Genomic DNA, 16,416 nt, shown 5'->3' on the forward strand with positions numbered 1-16,416 from the left:
ATTAAGGTAACCTATTTTATTAAGAAAAATAAGCGATTTCCCTCATTCCAGGTAATCCGACCGTTAATCCTCTATCTAGAAACCGATTAAATTCCTCACAAGCTGTTTCTGGTACAAGAGAACAACTATGACATGCAGCCATATTACATGAATCCGGGCCTTGTGCCTCAATCTCAGAACATATTGGGTCTGCAGAACACCATCCAGCATTTAACAATGATTTTCGAATTACCTGTTCCAAATAGCCGGGCTTTCCCATCCTAACTAAGCCCCCCATAGTTCCATCAGAATCACCCGCAGCAGTATAGATTAAGACGCCATACATTGGTTTAGATTCATCATTTGATATATACAATCGTTCTCTAAGCGACGAAGAACTATATCCACATTCAAACGTTAGTTGATTCATTAAAAGATGTGCAAAAGTATGTGCCATTACAAATCGTGGAATAATCTGTTTTTCGCGGGTACGGCGATTATTTAGCAAATGTCTATACCGCTCTGCTAATGGCTGGATCCTTGTATTTACATTAATCCGTTGCTCCCAATCATGTAATAATTCAGGATTAAACTTTAGAAATATTCCTTCACCATAAACTACATATGCCGGCAGCCAATCATCTGAAGTATTATGTGGTACACTTCTCCACATATGATGCTTTAATTCTAAGTAGTCCCTAGGCTGATCGTTAAATACCCTATTGAACCCCGCTAGTACCCTTGTTTCTTTTAACCTTTCTACTAAAAATACATCAGAGAAATACTTTTCAAGTTGGAATATTTGTTTATCATATTTCTCAATAGGTACATGACGAATCTTTAGTTCTTCTTGCTCAGTAGGCTCGCTTAACACACTATATTCTTCTAAACGTAATATCCTTTCTAAATCGAATTCTTCATTAACAATACCTGCACGTTCATCTTCATTTTGCTCCATAGCAATTAGTGCACGTTTAATTTCATTATCAGTGTACGATTGTAGTTCTGTTGGAAATTGTGTTCTTAACTCGATAATTGTTTTTTCAAAACTTAAATTACCGAGTTTTGTTAAATTTATTAAGCGCTCAAATTGATTTGTTCTAAACATTGTTACTAATTGATTAATCTGCTTATTGGCTTCTCCAGGAATATAAATTGCACTTTTTACTTGTGCAAAATATACATTTGATGCACTACGAAGAGAGCCTCGTAGGTGACAATCACAAGGTTCCCCTTCTTCTGTTCCAAGCCACGGCTTTTTTCCTTGGCAGGTAAATATCATCCCATCACCAATCAATTCTTTACTAAGATCTGTCGTTCCGTCTGGATGTGCTGTAGTTATTCCGTTTAATAAACGCGATTTTCCACAGCTGCATTTTACTTGCATCGTCGTCAGTGCCCCACCTCCTGTACTAATAAGTTTCATCTTTGCATTGCAAGAAGGGGATAACTCATGATGAACCCACTCTCTCCATGGAAAATCCTGAATATGCCCTTTTTCGCAAATTGCTATAAATGGTACTTGCACCATATATCTTTTTACATTCTTTTCTTTGCAGGAAGGGCATTCTTCTCGAGATTTCGTAGTCAGTTCTGTTTTTTTCATTTCACCACAAAATGTACAATAATGCCATTGTGGAAATCTTAAGAAGGGTACAGTGAGGAATTTATTCTTCTCACTTTCTCCTCTATAACGGAAATCAGGTGGTAAACGAAAATGATCTACGCCAAGTAAACGCTCTAATCTCCACTCCTTTATTTTGAATTCAGACAAATCTACCTTCTCAAAAGTACCGTTTTTATCTTTAAACCAATGATCCAACCCACTGCATATAGCCGAAAGTCCATTCTTGGAGATAGACATTGCTCCTGTACCAAATGGAGCAATAAGTTGAGCTCTTCGTATCGGATAAACCATTATTCAATACCCTCCAATTCTTCTAGTTTATACAATATAGAAATATCTCCCTGACATGATGCATCAACGTTGCGCAACGACATAGGTGTAGGCCATGAAAGCCTTCTGGTACGTTCGTCTGCATACTCACCTGCAAGACGTAGAAGAGGATAGTTACCATCTTCTGCACTTTTAGACCATTCAACAGGATTCAATTTTTCCCAATGCGCAATTCTTTTTTCAAATACTAGTTTAACATTTTCTATTTCAGCAGGATCAATATGTTCTACCCTCTTGAGAATAATATTCTTAATTTGATTTAATAATTTCATTAGCATTGGCCGCGGTGTATCAACCTCTGACATTTCTCCAAATTGACGGACATAGCCAACCATCACAGCATGAAGCAATCTGTCTACAACAGATGGCGAAAAAGGTGTTACACTTGTTGGCTCCACCTGGGAATAAAGCTTTTCGTGATAAGTCCTGAACTTCTCATAATGTGATCGATCCCTCGGCTTCGAGGCGCTATATAACGTTACCACTAATCCGGGTCTCTCATACCATCTTCTACCTACCCGACCGGTTACTTGAATATATTGACTTGTTGTCTTGGGCTGACCAACAACTGCCATTAACGAGAGTCGGTCAATATCTACCCCAACTTCGATAATATTTGAAGCAAGGCACACATCAATAGCAGCGCCACGTTTCACTTCCGTTTTCAACTCATTAATTGCAGCTGAGACTTCATCACTATTTAAGCGGGACGTTAATTCTTTAATCCTATTTAGTCGTCGCAGTTGCTCAAACCCTATACCTTCTCTATTTTTAATTACCTTTAAATGATTTGGTATGTCAGATTGAAGTAATGTTACCGTTGTACCTAGCTCTCTCAAACTATTAAAGAAAATTAATAGCGTCCACCATGGATCTTTTTCATTTTCATCCATGCCTACTGGACCCTGTAACAATGCAGTTAGAGATCTTACTTGAAGTGTTTGCATCGATCCTAATCCTGGAGTATTAATGCCTACATATTTTCTGCCTGGCATCATATTGCCCTCTTGATCAGTAGCATTTTGTGCAAAGAATGAATCTTCCACTTCAAGCCCCGGTGAAGGGAAAAGCCTTGTTTTTTCTCTGGCATATATATCTTGAACCTGTTTTTGAAATCTTCGTATAGTTGCTGTCGAGCAAACAATTTTTGGTCGTACCGGATTATCAATCGAGCGGTAGTCAGTACATAATTCCTCAACCAATACCTCAAACATTCCGGTCATAGATCCTAAAGGACCTGAAATAAGGTGTAACTCATCTTGAATTATTAATCCAGGAGGCGAGCAAAAACGATCCCCTTCCTTGTCTATGCCGAACATGGATCGAGGTGATGAATTCCAAGCAAGAAGTGCAAATTTATCTACAGTACCAATGACAAGAGTCGGACGTTTTGAATATATATCTTCATCTACAACATAGATAGGAAGCCCATCATGAAATATACATTCGTAGTCAGAACAATGGATAACAACAGTTCCTGCCGCCACTTTATACCCGTGAATACTGTGCTGTGTTGAGTTATTGTGTTTAAATCCTTTCCTCCCAATATTATGATTTTTACGAGTATCAAGTATCTTGCCTATTTGTGCTCCACACCAAGGACAGGATCTGACCAGGAAAGGATTATCCTCACTAGTTCCTCTCTTTAGTGCCTTTAAATCGGCTAGCGCTTTCACGTGGGTATTTGGAGTTGTATCAGAACCTAACCAAATACCGATAGAAAAAGGATCTTGACCCAGTTCGTTCACACTTGATTTGCGCAAATAGTCCATTGAACAGATAAGTCTTGATGCCCTTTGGAACTGATCTGCAGTCAATAGACGTAAAGTGTACCGCATAATGACGTGAACCCCCGAATCATACGGGTCACGAAGTCTTCTTAAGAAAATCGAAAACGCAGCTAATCCAAGATATGCCTCGGTTTTACCACCACCTGTTGGAAAGAAAATAAGCTCTACAGTATCCCGATCCAAAGAATAAAAGTTACTCGAAGATTCCAATGTCATCAAAATAAACGCAATCTGAAATGCACGCCATTTTCCTTTCGTTGTATTTTGAACATCCAGCTCAGGGTATGGTTTGTTAAACAAAATACCGGAATCAGTCACTTCTGCCTCTCTTATTTCATTCCCTGTTACCTGCTGAAGTAACATTGCGTGGTTTGCAAGTTGAAAGGCCTTTAATACTTCACCATTAGCCTTCAGGTAGTTAAGTCCCTGTTCCATCCTGTTTCCACACTCATCACAGAGTAAAAGATTTCTTTCAGCTGCAACTCGTAAGTAATTACTATCAAGTGAAGGTATTTCCTCACGCTTCTTTTTAATCCAAGATCTATATAGCGCTATGATCTCTTCTAGTTCATCTAAGCCATTATTATCAACTTCAAGACCAGCCAAAGCACTCATGGAAACGTGGATTTCAGAGCCGTCTGCTCTTTTTATATCTGGCGTTAAGCTTTTGGTTTCATACGATGGAAGAAATTCTGTCCATAGCCTTATAACATTATTTCCTTGTTTTTCCCAATCGGCTGAACAACCGTGTCCAATAGCATAAGTCTTCATATCTCGGTATAATAGAGCAAGAGATTGTTCCTCTTCGTCATATTCGGCGTTATCCTGCATCTCAGGATATGGAAGTATACATAGTTTTTTTTCATTATGGGAAATTTCAACAGAAAAATGCGACTGGAAAAAGCAAACACTATCAATCGGAATACCAGCTTCATGCTCTGAGCGGTTTACAAGACTAATTGTGACAAGTCGACTACCATCATCAGACGGTCTAGTCAATAATTGAACATGAAGTTGCAATCCGTCAACATTTGTAGATTCAATAATTTTCCCACTTATTAATGCCTGTTCCTCAACATTTAATTGCTCTGCTGTAAATGAAAGCTGGATACTTACTCCTGTACGCACCCACCACTTTCTCACTTTTTTATCATCCCGTACGCTTACTTTTAGAGGATTGTAACGCCCACCTGTTACTAATACTTTTAGTTCTGAATTGGGTATAAATTTCGCCCGAAAACTTATTGCCATACTACTCTGCTGATACTCATTTGCAGAAGAGATATCTAGTTCCTGAGAATCTTCTTCATCCTTACTTATATTGAAGTTATTTCGTGTTTCAATTACTTCAATGTCCTTTTCGTTTACAAATGTGGCCTTGTCGGCTTCGGGTAACAGAGGACTTTCTAGATTTCCATTTTCGTCGTGGCCAATTCCATATGGATATAATACTGCTGCTCCATATCGTCTAGAGGGTTGCTCCTGTAAAATCTCTTGACCGCTATTCTTATCTCTATATGGTTTATAGAGGTCTTCTTTACTTTCAAAGAATAATTCACTTTTACAATCCAGCGGGCTACTATTCGAAGATACGGATGGCCCAATAAATTCTCTTCTTAGTCCATTGTAAACAAGGTCTCTATTTTCCAGATTTCTTTTCAAATCACTGTTCAAGATAATCCACCCCATCCAATTGAAGTAAGTTTCTTGTCTGATGTTGATCAACAAAAAAAACTTTTCTACTTATATATTCCACTTTAAAAGCAGTAAAACTAGCGCTATTGGAACCCGGTAAAGGAAATAAAATTTTTGTTTCTAATTCTAATTTTGAAAGATCCGTACAGCTGACAACCTCCAATAATTGTTGCCTAATAATATTACCTGCTCTAATATGGTGTTTCGCCAATATCTCTGCCTCTTCCCATAGACTGCTCTCTTGTTCTTCATATTTCAGAAACTTAATAATGGCAGTAAAGTCATTTCTTTTTTGAGGTTTTATGTTATCTTCAGACATCCAATTTCTTAGATTTGTCGTGTTAGCCCTAGTGGAGCCATTTTTTCTTAATTGTTGAATTACTCCGTCGTATCCTTGTCTGTATACTTCACTTTGCAATTGCTTTTTCCAATTGTTATGCCTGTTTCTTATTTCGAAAGACCTCTCACCTAGCTGCTCATCAGCAATCAAATGAATTAAATCCTTACCGGTACCAGTACGAATGAGCAAATAGCAATCTGTATTAATCGCCTGAACAGGAAGCCTTTTTACTTTTTCCTCTTCATCTAATTGCAGAACCCATATATTATCTAGAGTATGGTTTTCAAAAAACACTGCTTTTCCTCCAGAAACAACAACTAAAGTTGTTGAAACTTTATTCGGTGCTTTTTGTTCACCTAAAGCTCTATTAAAGTTTTCTTCAATACCTGAATAATCAGTTTTTAGAAGATCAACTTCAATTTTATTATTTTGTTTAAAATGTGTTTTTGAACTTTTTATAACTGCTGCTCCTGAGTAAAGATTTGAATCCCCCCCTCTCAAGTGAGAAGCCTTATCAAAGCTCCATGCTTGCCAATCATATATCACAGTATCAATTAAAGGCGATCGGGGACTATGGTATAAGTGATCAGGATACCAATGTGGTGGGCCTATAATAAATAGTTGTTCATATATTTGACCATTCTTTAGTGCAAGCGGGCTAACCACTTTAATAGAGTTAGAAAATGTTTCAGCTAACACTCTATTATATAAATCAACACTTTGAGATACTTTTACAACTAAGCCGGTTTTAACATCTTGTTGAATCAAACCTTTGAGAAAGTTAAGTACTGGTTCATCTTTTGATTCGACAACGGTAACAAGCGCATTTAGCAATGTATGTAGCAAATCCTTTGACTCTGGAAAAAAAAGTGTACATTTTTTAATAAGGTCATTTATTTTAATTAAATTGAATCTATCTTTAGAGTAATGTGGAGATAGTGGACTTGCCATTAAAAAAAAACGATACCTTCTCAATTCACTAATAAGTTCATTGATTAAAATATCTTGCCTTATTTCACTTTCTAATGTACGTTCAAATTGAGAAAGTAATAATGAAAACTGGAATAATGATTTAAATGATAGCTCGTGAAACCGCAGTGTGTACTCATTCGAAATAGCGAATAATTGATTTATGTAGTTTAAGGTTCGCATTTTGACTCCTTCCAACATAGCGTCTCGATCCCATTAGGCATATCGCTGCTGAATTCTAGTTTTGGCGTTTCAGCAAACTTCATTACCTCAAGATATCTATTATTTAGCTCTTCCTTAGCGAGTTGATACTGTGTGTCAGTTCTATTAAGAATTACAATAGAGTTATTTCCCCGAAAGAAATCCCCCCAGTTTAGGTACGCTAGTGAATTGCAGTAAATGATTACAGTTCTTAAATCTTGAACCTGTTCTTTTTTATTTAATTTTGACGTCAGAACGTCTGATTGAAATAGCTCATTGGCTCCCATAAAAGACTTAATTCTCAGAATTTCATTAAGACTACCTGAAATAAATCTTTTTTTCTTAGCTATAAAACCAAACTTTGCATTAACAGTTTCATTTAACAACGATTCCCTTTCTCCTAAAAGAAGAAATTTGGTGTCTGAAAACGTGTAAGAGTTCTTATAATCAACATCTTCAAAAAAACAATCCATAAATGGAGAATAATAGTTTAATTCCTTTTTTCCTGACTGGCTATTAGGTATCCGACGGTCCTGATTTTGATTTATACTTATATCAAGCGAACGTTTCTTAGAAACAAACTCAGTTAAACCACCAGCACTAGCATTCTGAGTTTGTATCATTAGCAAAGTCTCATCAAACATCTCTGTTGTTCCAATAAATTTACCTATTTTAAACATTCCCTGATTTCTAAAACGTAGAATCGTACCTATTGGCAACTTTAATAAAGAATTGAAATGATTATCTATTAAATTAGTTGGGTTTGCAGAATTCACAAAACCAGCCATGAGTCCTAAGGAAATAATAGATGGAATAAAATTTCCTACCGGTACCGTTATTCCCATAGTCAATTTTCTTTTTTCTTCAATCTCTTGTGCAAAATATTGTCCAGTTTTAAAAAAGAAATTCAACCATCCAGGTGCTGGCAGCCAAGAACTTTCTGAATTATAGTAGAAATTTTTACCAATATTCATCATACTTGTGTCTTCCTTATATTTTTTATTTTCCTTTATATAATATTCCTTACTTTTGTACCATTTACCTTCAATCCAATAGAAAAAAAGTCCTATCACTGATTTCAAATTTATTTTTGAAATCAACTAGAGCAAAACGCAGAGTAACTTAGCTCTGCGATGATTTCAAATATTTTTTTGAAAACACTGTGGTAAAATAAGCCCCTTGCTTAAAAAAGACTTTGGTATATAAATTGTCTTCCACCTTCTTCGAGCATGACTTCGTTACGATTTACTAATCGAAGATTAAACAATTCAGATAATTGTGTACTTACTAAACTGATCTTTTTTCCAGATTCATCGGACAGATCTCTGGCTGTTATGCTTTTCTTCTCATAAACGATATCTACAACTTCTTTTAAAGTTTTGCCTAAATGTCCAAGTATTAAATGGGTATTATCTTTCTTTACAACTACACACTCTTTAATCCCTAATAAAGAGCTACCTATGTTATACTCATGATCATATTCTTCATTTAAATAATCAAGAAACAAAAATTTATTATGTCTTTGAATGTTATCTTTCATCCACACAAGTACTTTTACTATTATTTCATCTACTCCAGAAACATTTATTCCTTCAACATCGCACATGTTATAAAAAAATATAGTCCCCCTTGGAGCTTCTTTAACTTCATATAAAATTCTATTGCTCAGAGGTTTCAGGGAGGGACGATGTAAAAAATTTCGTTTGTTATACTCTTGAGTAATTAGATGTATTTGTTGCATTTTTCACCTCCACCGATTAGTTTCAAATTTTTTTTTGAAACCGAAAGTTTAATCAAATGATAACTGATGCTCTTTCTGCTGTCAAGATCAAGATATCATAATTGTCAAATAATAAAAGGTACCCAGAAAATAATTACTTTGTAGCCTTAGAATAAGATCATTTTCTTTTATTATATATGAAGAATTATGCGTTCTTATATAAAAATTAACGTCACTAAAATTATATGCTCTCGAAGTGACATCCATAAGTCCCTTGCCTCTGTTATCATTTACATGCCTGGAAGCATGTGTGAAAATAGCTTTTTTGATAACAGCATGTGACGTCAGAAAGGGTGAGACCACATCTTTTAGACTTTTGTATATTCCTTGTCCTGTATCACACATAGAAATACTTATTGTACGTGTAGCCTCATAATATTGGATACACGCGTATGGGATTGCGCCAGAATGCTCCAAAGCATTATTAGCTAATTCTGAGAATATATTCGCAATGTCAAATAACCGTTCCCGTTGAATTGATTTATCACGTAAAATTTTAACTATTCTGTGATAAAACAAATCAACATTATCTGGCGATGATAATTTTGATATTTCCAATAGATTGAATTCTTGATGATTTCGGACTCTGTCATAGAATCTATTCATGTTTATTTGATTTTCAAACTGATCTTTTATTCCGGCATCACATTGTTTAAAAAAATCCATCCTTTCTAAATATCCTATTGTGTCTCGATTTTCCGGTACATAAATTTGAACATTCTGATGCTTATAAAAATAATCTAAAGTAGATATTAAAACAGTGCATCCCATCGGTGAGAGCCAACCCAATTGGGTTAAATCAACCAGAAAGACTTCGTCAAGTTTTTTTGAGTTATATTTGAGAGAACATTGTTCGATCCATTTATCAATATCCTCAATAGTATCTAAATTACCTTGCCATTTGAGCATATTGTTTCACTTCCATAATAATTATTTTATTAGAGACTTGAGCATAATGTTTAAACCAAACTGATTTAATACTTCGTAACTTTCCTCACCAATACTGATTAACCGCTCTAAGTTAGTATGAGTATTCCCTTCCATGACTATATAAGTTCCAGGCGCAATTTCTTTAGGAACTAATTCCCTGGAAGTAATAATGTATCTAACATTATCCTTGTATATTTCGTTACTTCCAGATGAAAAACTCTTACTACGATTACCTGTCAAATTCTCAAGGGTATTTACAACTGATAACATATCATTTGCTATAATCACGATCTCAGTGGTTACTTTTGCTAATCTTATTAATTCCTTTCTAACCTTATTTGCTCCATCTTCGCCCATTTCGAGAATTGTACCATATTTATGACTAGGTTTCCCTACAAATGCTAGATGTTTTCTTTTCTCGTACATTAACCATTCAATATAAGGGAGATTTGCCATTATGGTTTCGGGTTGATTCCTTCTTGAACCCGATCCCCTCAGTGCACTATCAACATGTACAGCAGGATAAGAACATAGTCCTTCCCAAACTTTCTCTAATTCCGAAAAAGGACGTGTGCTTAATTCCCCATCGCCGGAAATTAATTCTATTCTTTTATTTTCTCTATCAACCTCAATTATTGTTAAACTGGATGCTTTTTTTATACTTTTTAGACCAATACCAATCATTTTTTCAATATCTGAGATAACATCTTCAAACATCATCTAAGCTTCCTCCATTAAATATGTAAATAATTATTTAATAGTATAGATTATACTATATTTATTGCTCTGTGGTTGTATATATTCAAATCATTTAACATTGGTTTCTTGATCTATCCATATTTCCATACTTACTTAATTGTCTAGCACACAAATTATTTAGTAGTTCTAACATGAATTGACTCATTTAATAGGTTTCCAGAATAAAAGCAACACTATTCATCTTCATGATTAGACTTCGTTTTAATTTATTGTAGAAACACGAAATACATCTTCTCAGTCAAGGAAGATGTATTTCTTTAATCACAAATATCATTCCTGATTATTAATTAATCAACAATTGACACCGCAATTTCTTTTAAAGCTCCAATGGACTCTTGCTTCAATAATATGAAATTAAGTTGTTTAACCACAGCTTGTGCTACCGCTTTTCCGAGTAGAGGAGGCACTGCGTTACCGACTTGTTTTAGTTGTTGAAATTCACTGCCTAGGAACTCATAATGATCAGGGAATGATTGTAATCTTGCAGCTTCACGTACAGTAATCGATCTCCCGTATTCATAATGAATAAAATCCGATAAATCCTTTGACATATGAGCTGTCAATGTCGGTGCAGGTTTCTTAGAATGAAGTCTTCTATATTTATTTTCATGTCCGCCAGCTCTTAACTCATCGGGTAAGACTGTTTGTAATTCCCCTTCTTTAAGACGAGAAATTCTTAATAAACGTGTTTCCAAAAGCTTTTTTGTATGATGATTTTTAATTACTGTTGCTTTACCTTGTATATATTTTTGATATTCTGTTTTTAATTTATTTGGGTATGACATTACTGGACTTGGGTTATGCCTGATACTTTCAACCACATCCTCAGGAAGGTTTCCGATAGCATCTTCGACTGAAACATAGGGCTTTAATTTCACAAATGAATCATTTTTTCCAATTGGCATGTGAGTACGTTCAGGATATCTTAAAGGCTTATCCGTAAGATCGCCACGTATTCCAAGAAAAAATACACGTTTTCGTAATTGAGGAACCCCATAATCAGCTGCAAGAAGGACCTCAGGTTCCGAAATAATGTACCCTTTATCAATACAAGTCCTTAGACTATTTAATATCTCTTCCTTAACATTTCCATCTTCCATAGAAAGAATCCCCAATACGTTTTCCATAATAAAAGCCTTTGGTTTGACCAATTGTATTACTTTTACAAACTCTTTAAATAAACGATTACGGGGATCATTAGGGTCACGTTGACCAATTATCGAAAAGCCTTGACATGGTGGCCCACCTACAACAATATCAATGTCTGAAAACTTCAAGCCCTTCTCAGATAATGCTTCGATCAAATCATGTTTACGTAACTCTTGAATATCCTTTTGGATAAATTTAGTCTCTGGATGATTATGTTCATGGGTCTTGGCCGCCCAAGAGTCAATTTCATTAGCAACTACTACCTCAATATCAGCCATTCTTAATCCTTCTGACAGTCCACCAGCGCCAGCAAATAAATCTATTGCTTTAAATCTATTCATGTGTTGCCTCCAATTCCTTAACCCTTAGACTTTCAATAAACACAACTTTAAGCACCAACTATTATCTTCTTTAAGATTTAAGTAGACAATAGGTAAATCGTGATGTCAATCATGATTTTATCATTTTTATCTTTTCAAATATAGCTTGATAAAAAATCCAGAATAGACTTTTCTTTTAGGGAAATAATTCTTTAGGAAATCGACTTCGAGAATATTGAATTAAGATAGGCTTATAATTACCCTGAAAAATTTTAGGACAACAAAAAACTCGCTCATATGAGCGAGTTTTCTATATTAAATAATTCTTAAACCCCGGCCGCCGGCCGCTCCTTCGCCTTATCCGACTCAATCGCGTTGCGAGTCGCAGCCTCTTTATCCTGGCTAAGCTCCTCGACCGACTTCGTCTTCAGGCGCGCAGCGCCTTGATAATTCTCCCGCGTTGGCAACAGGTTGCCGCTAGCCAACCGCTCCTCCGCTGCCGCTATCGCTTCCGTATACTGCGGCAGCCACTTCGCCTGCGCTACGAGCATCTCGTCGGCCATCTGCCAGATTTCCTTCGGATTGCACACCGCGCCGGTAAGCGGGTCCATCATCATCGCTTGGCGGAGCAGCTTGTCATCGCCGTGGACGGCTGCTTCTACGGCCATGCGTTGGACGGAGATGCTGACGTTGCAGACGGCTGCTGGGCCGAGCGGCAGGTCGCCGACAACCGGCATGTTGATGCCGTTGCGGTCGACATAACCCGGCGCTTCGATGATAGCATCGTCCGGCAGGTTGGTGATAACGCCGTTATTCACGACGTTGAAGTGACCGCGGTACACTCGGCCTGTCTCGAGACCCTCAATAATGTAGGAACCATGCTCTTCGCCGCGGTTCTCAGCCGTATACTTGAACGGCTCTGCCTTCATCCAGTTCGGGAAGTCGGTCTCGAACCAGTTGCGGCCTTCGGTACAGACGCGCAGGTAACCGCCGGTCTCGCCGTTGATCCATACGCCAAGATCAATCCAGTCCTTGATCTCATCGGCGCGTTTGCGGTACCAAGGCACGTATTCGCTCAAGTGACCATTGGATTCGGTGGAGTAGTAACCGAAGCGGCGCAGCATGTCGATCCGGACCTTTTCGGTCTGGGCGAATTCCGGTACCGATTCGAATGCCTCCAAGAGATCCCCCGTACGATCTACGCCATCCGTCTTAACCGAAATATACCACGTCTGATGGTTAATACCCGCGCAGATGATGTCGACGTCCTTCTTCTCCCGGCCCAGTGCGCGCGCGATCTGATGATGGCCGCCTTGCACGCCATGGCAGAGGCCGATGGTACGAACACCGCCGTACTTGTTGCACGCCCATGTCAGCATAGCCATCGGGTTCGCATAGTTTAGAAGAAGCGCATTGGGTTCCGCTACCTCGCGAATGTCCTTACAGATGTTCAGCATCTCGGCAATGCCGCGCTGGCCGTACATGATGCCGCCTGCGCAGAGCGTATCGCCGACGCATTGGTCGATGCCGTATTTTAATGGAATGTCGATATCGTATTGGAATGCCTCAAGACCGCCAATCCGCACCACGCAGAACACGTAACGCGCATCCTTAAGCGCCTCTCTGCGGTTGGTTGTAGCCTGAATCTCAATGGACAAGCCATTTTCGTTGATGTCTCTTTGCACAAGCTGGGTTACCATGTCGAGATTATGCTCGTTAATGTCTGTAAAAGCAACCTGAATATCCTTAAACTCCGGCACGGCGAGCAAGTCTCTCATCAAGCCGCGCGTGAACCCGATACTTCCCGCACCTACAAATGCCACCTTAAAACTCATAAAAAACGCCTCCTCTTCGCCTATAAGGGTGTTGTCTTTCGTTACCCTTATTCTAACAGGCGGAAAAAGAAGGCGTTTCCACATTCGCAACAGCTTGCGTTAGATGTTGTCAACTATTTCAACTTCATAATCGGTCCAACTGGAGATCGTATTCTTGGATTTGCGGTATTCGGCAGGCGATATGCCCGTCATTTTCTTGAATAACATACTGAAATATTGGCGGCTGTTTAGCCCGATATGATCCGCCACCTCGATGATGGGCACATCCGTCCTGGCGAGCAGCATTTTAGCCTTATCCATTCGCAAGTCCACCAGATATTCATTGATGGTCTTGTTCATATTCGATTTGAAAATACGCTGGAGATAGACGGGATGAAGATTAACGGCAGCCGCAATATCCTTGGCTTGAATCGCCGTATCGTAATATTGATGAATGTATTCCGTTGCTTGCCGCACGTATTGATGGATTTGGCGCTCCGTGCTATTTTTCGCCTCAACGGCAACTAGCCTTCCAACTCGGACGAGCAGCTGGGACATCAGAAGATTGGTCATCAGCTCGCGCCCCTGCTCCTTGCCTTCGCCGCCCAGATCCAGCTCGAACACGAGATTCCGCAGGTTCACCTGAATATCTTCATAGTCTCTCAGCACAATGGTATCGAGCCGCTGCTCCAGCAGCTTCGCGAACATCGGATTATGATTGGCCATTTGATTCATGGACGGGTAGATGCCGTCGCAGGGCTGGAACCCAAACTCTACGTTCAGCATCCGGCATGGACTGCCGCTCTCGACGATCAGCCTATGCGGTACGCCGGCGTCCAGCATAATAAGGTCACCTTTTCGCATCGCGATAACGTCCTTATTCGTCTCGACCGTGCAGTTCCCGGAAATGACGTACATGAACTCCGTCCAGTCGTGCTGATGGAAGCCCATGTGGAAATCCTCCCACTGCTTGTAGTAATACGCCATGATCTTGGGCCGGAACTCCCCGTCTCTCCACTTTGCATCGTAAAAGCTGTTCGCATTCATGCTTTTCCCACCTTTGCAACCGGTATAGCCTCTAAGGTCAGCATATACCTGCCGGCAAGGAAGGTCAACGCTTCCCGCTCTCCTCGTTCCATTGCTCCGGATAGATGACGAAATACCTGGTCCCCGGCTTCACCGTATAATGCTCGGTTGTAATGCCGTATAGCTTCAAGCGTTCCTTCAATCTTCGATAATAGCTGTCGAGTCTGCCCCTATCCTTCTTGTTGCCCGGCTCGAGCTCCTGCTTGTATCTGGCCATGAAGATCATCTCAGAGGTACAGGACAAGCCTTCGGTAATCATTCGGAATAACACGCACACATCTGCGGCAGACAGCTCCATGGCTTCGCCCCTCGCCAGCCATTCCCCTTTGCAGAGGTCCAGATAAATATCGTAATACAGCGGACGATGCTGTTCATACACCTGCTGGAGCTGCTGAGCCGTCCCGGCCTCTTTCCAGCCCTCCGCATCCGAATGGATGTAGGCCAGCACCTTTTTCTGCCTTGCCTCTATCGTTACTATCGCGCATCTCTCTTCCGTCATATTCACGTTGCTGCTTCCTCCTAGCCCTTTCCTGACTGAATCATTTTCCGATGCAAATACCCCGCTAACGATAAGCGAGGTACTTTACAAATATTTAACCGTTATTTCGCGAAAAAGGTTGCAGCCTTATCCCGGTGCTCGTCCGTAATATGCGAACTGATAGCCTTATAGGCAACGAAAATCGCCGTAGCATCATCTCCGTAACCGATAACCGGGAAAATATCCGGTACAAGATCGATCGGCAGAATCCAGTAAGCTAGCGCGCTGATTGCGGTAACTTTTACTTTTACCGGGGTATTGGGGTCCATCGCGCAATAGTACATCGCCACCGCTTCATGGGCAAAAGGCACCTTGCCCGCGTATTTTCTCACCTTGGACCAAAAGCCTTTGTTTACGTATTTCACTTGCTCCTCGTAATCGCCAATTTTGGCGGACCAGGAGTCGGTATCGACCTCTTCCTCCTGCCTCTCCGCAGGAAGCGACTCAACGCTGCTTGCAATCTCTTCATCCGACAAGTCGGCCGGAATAACCTCCTCTTGAATGAAGCCTTCGTGGCATGCTTCGCATTTGGCCTGCCTCAGCTTCAGAGCTTCAACCTGATTTTTGTGACCGCAACTTGGACATTCAACCGTAATTTCCGACATAGAAAGCCGCCCTCCTATTTGAAAATAGTTCTATATTCGCTTCCCGATATACAGCTGGATTGGACATAAGCCGGGCTTGTACAAGCCCTCTTATATCATTAAACAGAAAAACCAATCTTTAGACAATTAACTTTGGTTTATTTTTGCATAAAAAATCCAGCCTTTGGGTCACAATAGCTGTTGGGTGCTAAGCGGTGCCCGACTACCAACACGAATAAAGGAGAGGTATACGTATGGCAAAGCCGGACAATCGCGCGGACAATGCAGAACATCTGCAGGAGCATATCGCTAATACGCAGCAAAATATCCAGGAGACTGAACAGTATTTGAACGAGTTCAGCTCGGAGATCAGCAGCACGGAGCAAAACCAGCTCGAGGAAAAGAACGAACGCCGCAGAGAAAGCGTTGCGGAGTTCGAAGAAGAGCTCGCAGACGAAGAGGGCTAACAGTTAAGCCACAGAAGACTTCCGCATTCGGCGGAAGTCTTCTTTTTCATGTTCGCAA

General features: G+C 39.6%; 13 protein-coding genes. 1 reads left to right on the plus strand and 12 read right to left on the minus strand.

Features of this window, described 5'->3' with window-relative positions:
- Positions 1-19: 19 nt before the first annotated feature.
- From drmB to ACR9FF_RS22885, 12 genes are all read right to left on the minus strand, one after another.
- Positions 20-1,897, minus strand: a complete 1,878-nt coding sequence (gene drmB, locus ACR9FF_RS22830; RefSeq protein ID WP_435165121.1) for a DrmB family protein — start codon at positions 1,895-1,897, stop codon at positions 20-22.
- A complete protein-coding gene (locus ACR9FF_RS22835) occupies positions 1,897-5,400 on the minus strand; it encodes a helicase-related protein (RefSeq protein WP_435165124.1) in 3,504 nt (1,167 codons plus the stop codon). Before ACR9FF_RS22835 ends, drmB begins: the two co-directional genes overlap by 1 nt.
- The gene (locus ACR9FF_RS22840; protein ID WP_435165127.1) at positions 5,390-6,931 is read right to left on the minus strand and encodes a DUF7764 domain-containing protein; all 1,542 of its coding nucleotides are present in this window, start codon (positions 6,929-6,931) and stop codon (positions 5,390-5,392) included. The genes ACR9FF_RS22835 and ACR9FF_RS22840 overlap by 11 nt, the downstream gene beginning before the upstream one ends.
- Positions 6,901-7,908 carry a hypothetical protein gene (locus ACR9FF_RS22845; RefSeq protein WP_435165130.1) on the minus strand — a complete coding sequence of 336 codons (1,008 nt, stop codon included), beginning with the start codon at positions 7,906-7,908 and terminating at the stop codon, positions 6,901-6,903. Before ACR9FF_RS22845 ends, ACR9FF_RS22840 begins: the two co-directional genes overlap by 31 nt.
- Positions 7,909-8,114: 206 nt before the next feature.
- On the minus strand, positions 8,115-8,672 hold the full coding sequence (locus ACR9FF_RS22850; RefSeq protein ID WP_435165133.1) for a hypothetical protein: 558 nt from the start codon (positions 8,670-8,672) through the stop codon (positions 8,115-8,117).
- Positions 8,673-8,759: 87 nt separating this feature from the next.
- Complete coding sequence (locus tag ACR9FF_RS22855) at positions 8,760-9,620, minus strand: hypothetical protein (RefSeq protein ID WP_435165136.1); 861 nt, start codon at positions 9,618-9,620, stop codon at positions 8,760-8,762.
- Between the two features lie 21 nt (positions 9,621-9,641).
- Entirely contained in the window at positions 9,642-10,361 is a 720-nt protein-coding gene (locus ACR9FF_RS22860) for a hypothetical protein (protein WP_435165139.1), read from the minus strand.
- A gap of 326 nt (positions 10,362-10,687) precedes the next feature.
- Positions 10,688-11,890, minus strand: coding sequence for a DNA cytosine methyltransferase (locus tag ACR9FF_RS22865; protein WP_435165142.1), 1,203 nt, complete (start codon positions 11,888-11,890; stop codon positions 10,688-10,690).
- Positions 11,891-12,195: 305 nt separating this feature from the next.
- Positions 12,196-13,704 carry an alpha-glucosidase/alpha-galactosidase gene (locus tag ACR9FF_RS22870; RefSeq protein ID WP_435165145.1) on the minus strand — a complete coding sequence of 503 codons (1,509 nt, stop codon included), beginning with the start codon at positions 13,702-13,704 and terminating at the stop codon, positions 12,196-12,198.
- 99 nt (positions 13,705-13,803) lie between these two features.
- The gene (locus ACR9FF_RS22875; RefSeq protein WP_435165148.1) at positions 13,804-14,730 is read right to left on the minus strand and encodes an AraC family transcriptional regulator; all 927 of its coding nucleotides are present in this window, start codon (positions 14,728-14,730) and stop codon (positions 13,804-13,806) included.
- Positions 14,731-14,794: 64 nt separating this feature from the next.
- Entirely contained in the window at positions 14,795-15,274 is a 480-nt protein-coding gene (locus ACR9FF_RS22880) for a hypothetical protein (RefSeq protein ID WP_435165151.1), read from the minus strand.
- Positions 15,275-15,369: 95 nt separating this feature from the next.
- On the minus strand, positions 15,370-15,912 hold the full coding sequence (locus tag ACR9FF_RS22885) for a YkvA family protein (RefSeq protein ID WP_435165154.1): 543 nt from the start codon (positions 15,910-15,912) through the stop codon (positions 15,370-15,372).
- A 233-nt stretch (positions 15,913-16,145) separates the two neighbouring features.
- Between ACR9FF_RS22885 and tlp the strand changes: the two genes are divergently transcribed.
- Positions 16,146-16,358, plus strand: coding sequence for a small acid-soluble spore protein Tlp (tlp, locus tag ACR9FF_RS22890; RefSeq protein ID WP_435165157.1), 213 nt, complete (start codon positions 16,146-16,148; stop codon positions 16,356-16,358).
- Positions 16,359-16,416: the final 58 nt, after the last annotated feature.

This window comes from Paenibacillus glycanilyticus, from assembly GCF_051200795.1.
Taxonomy (GTDB): Bacteria; Bacillota; Bacilli; order Paenibacillales; family Paenibacillaceae; genus Pristimantibacillus; species Pristimantibacillus glycanilyticus.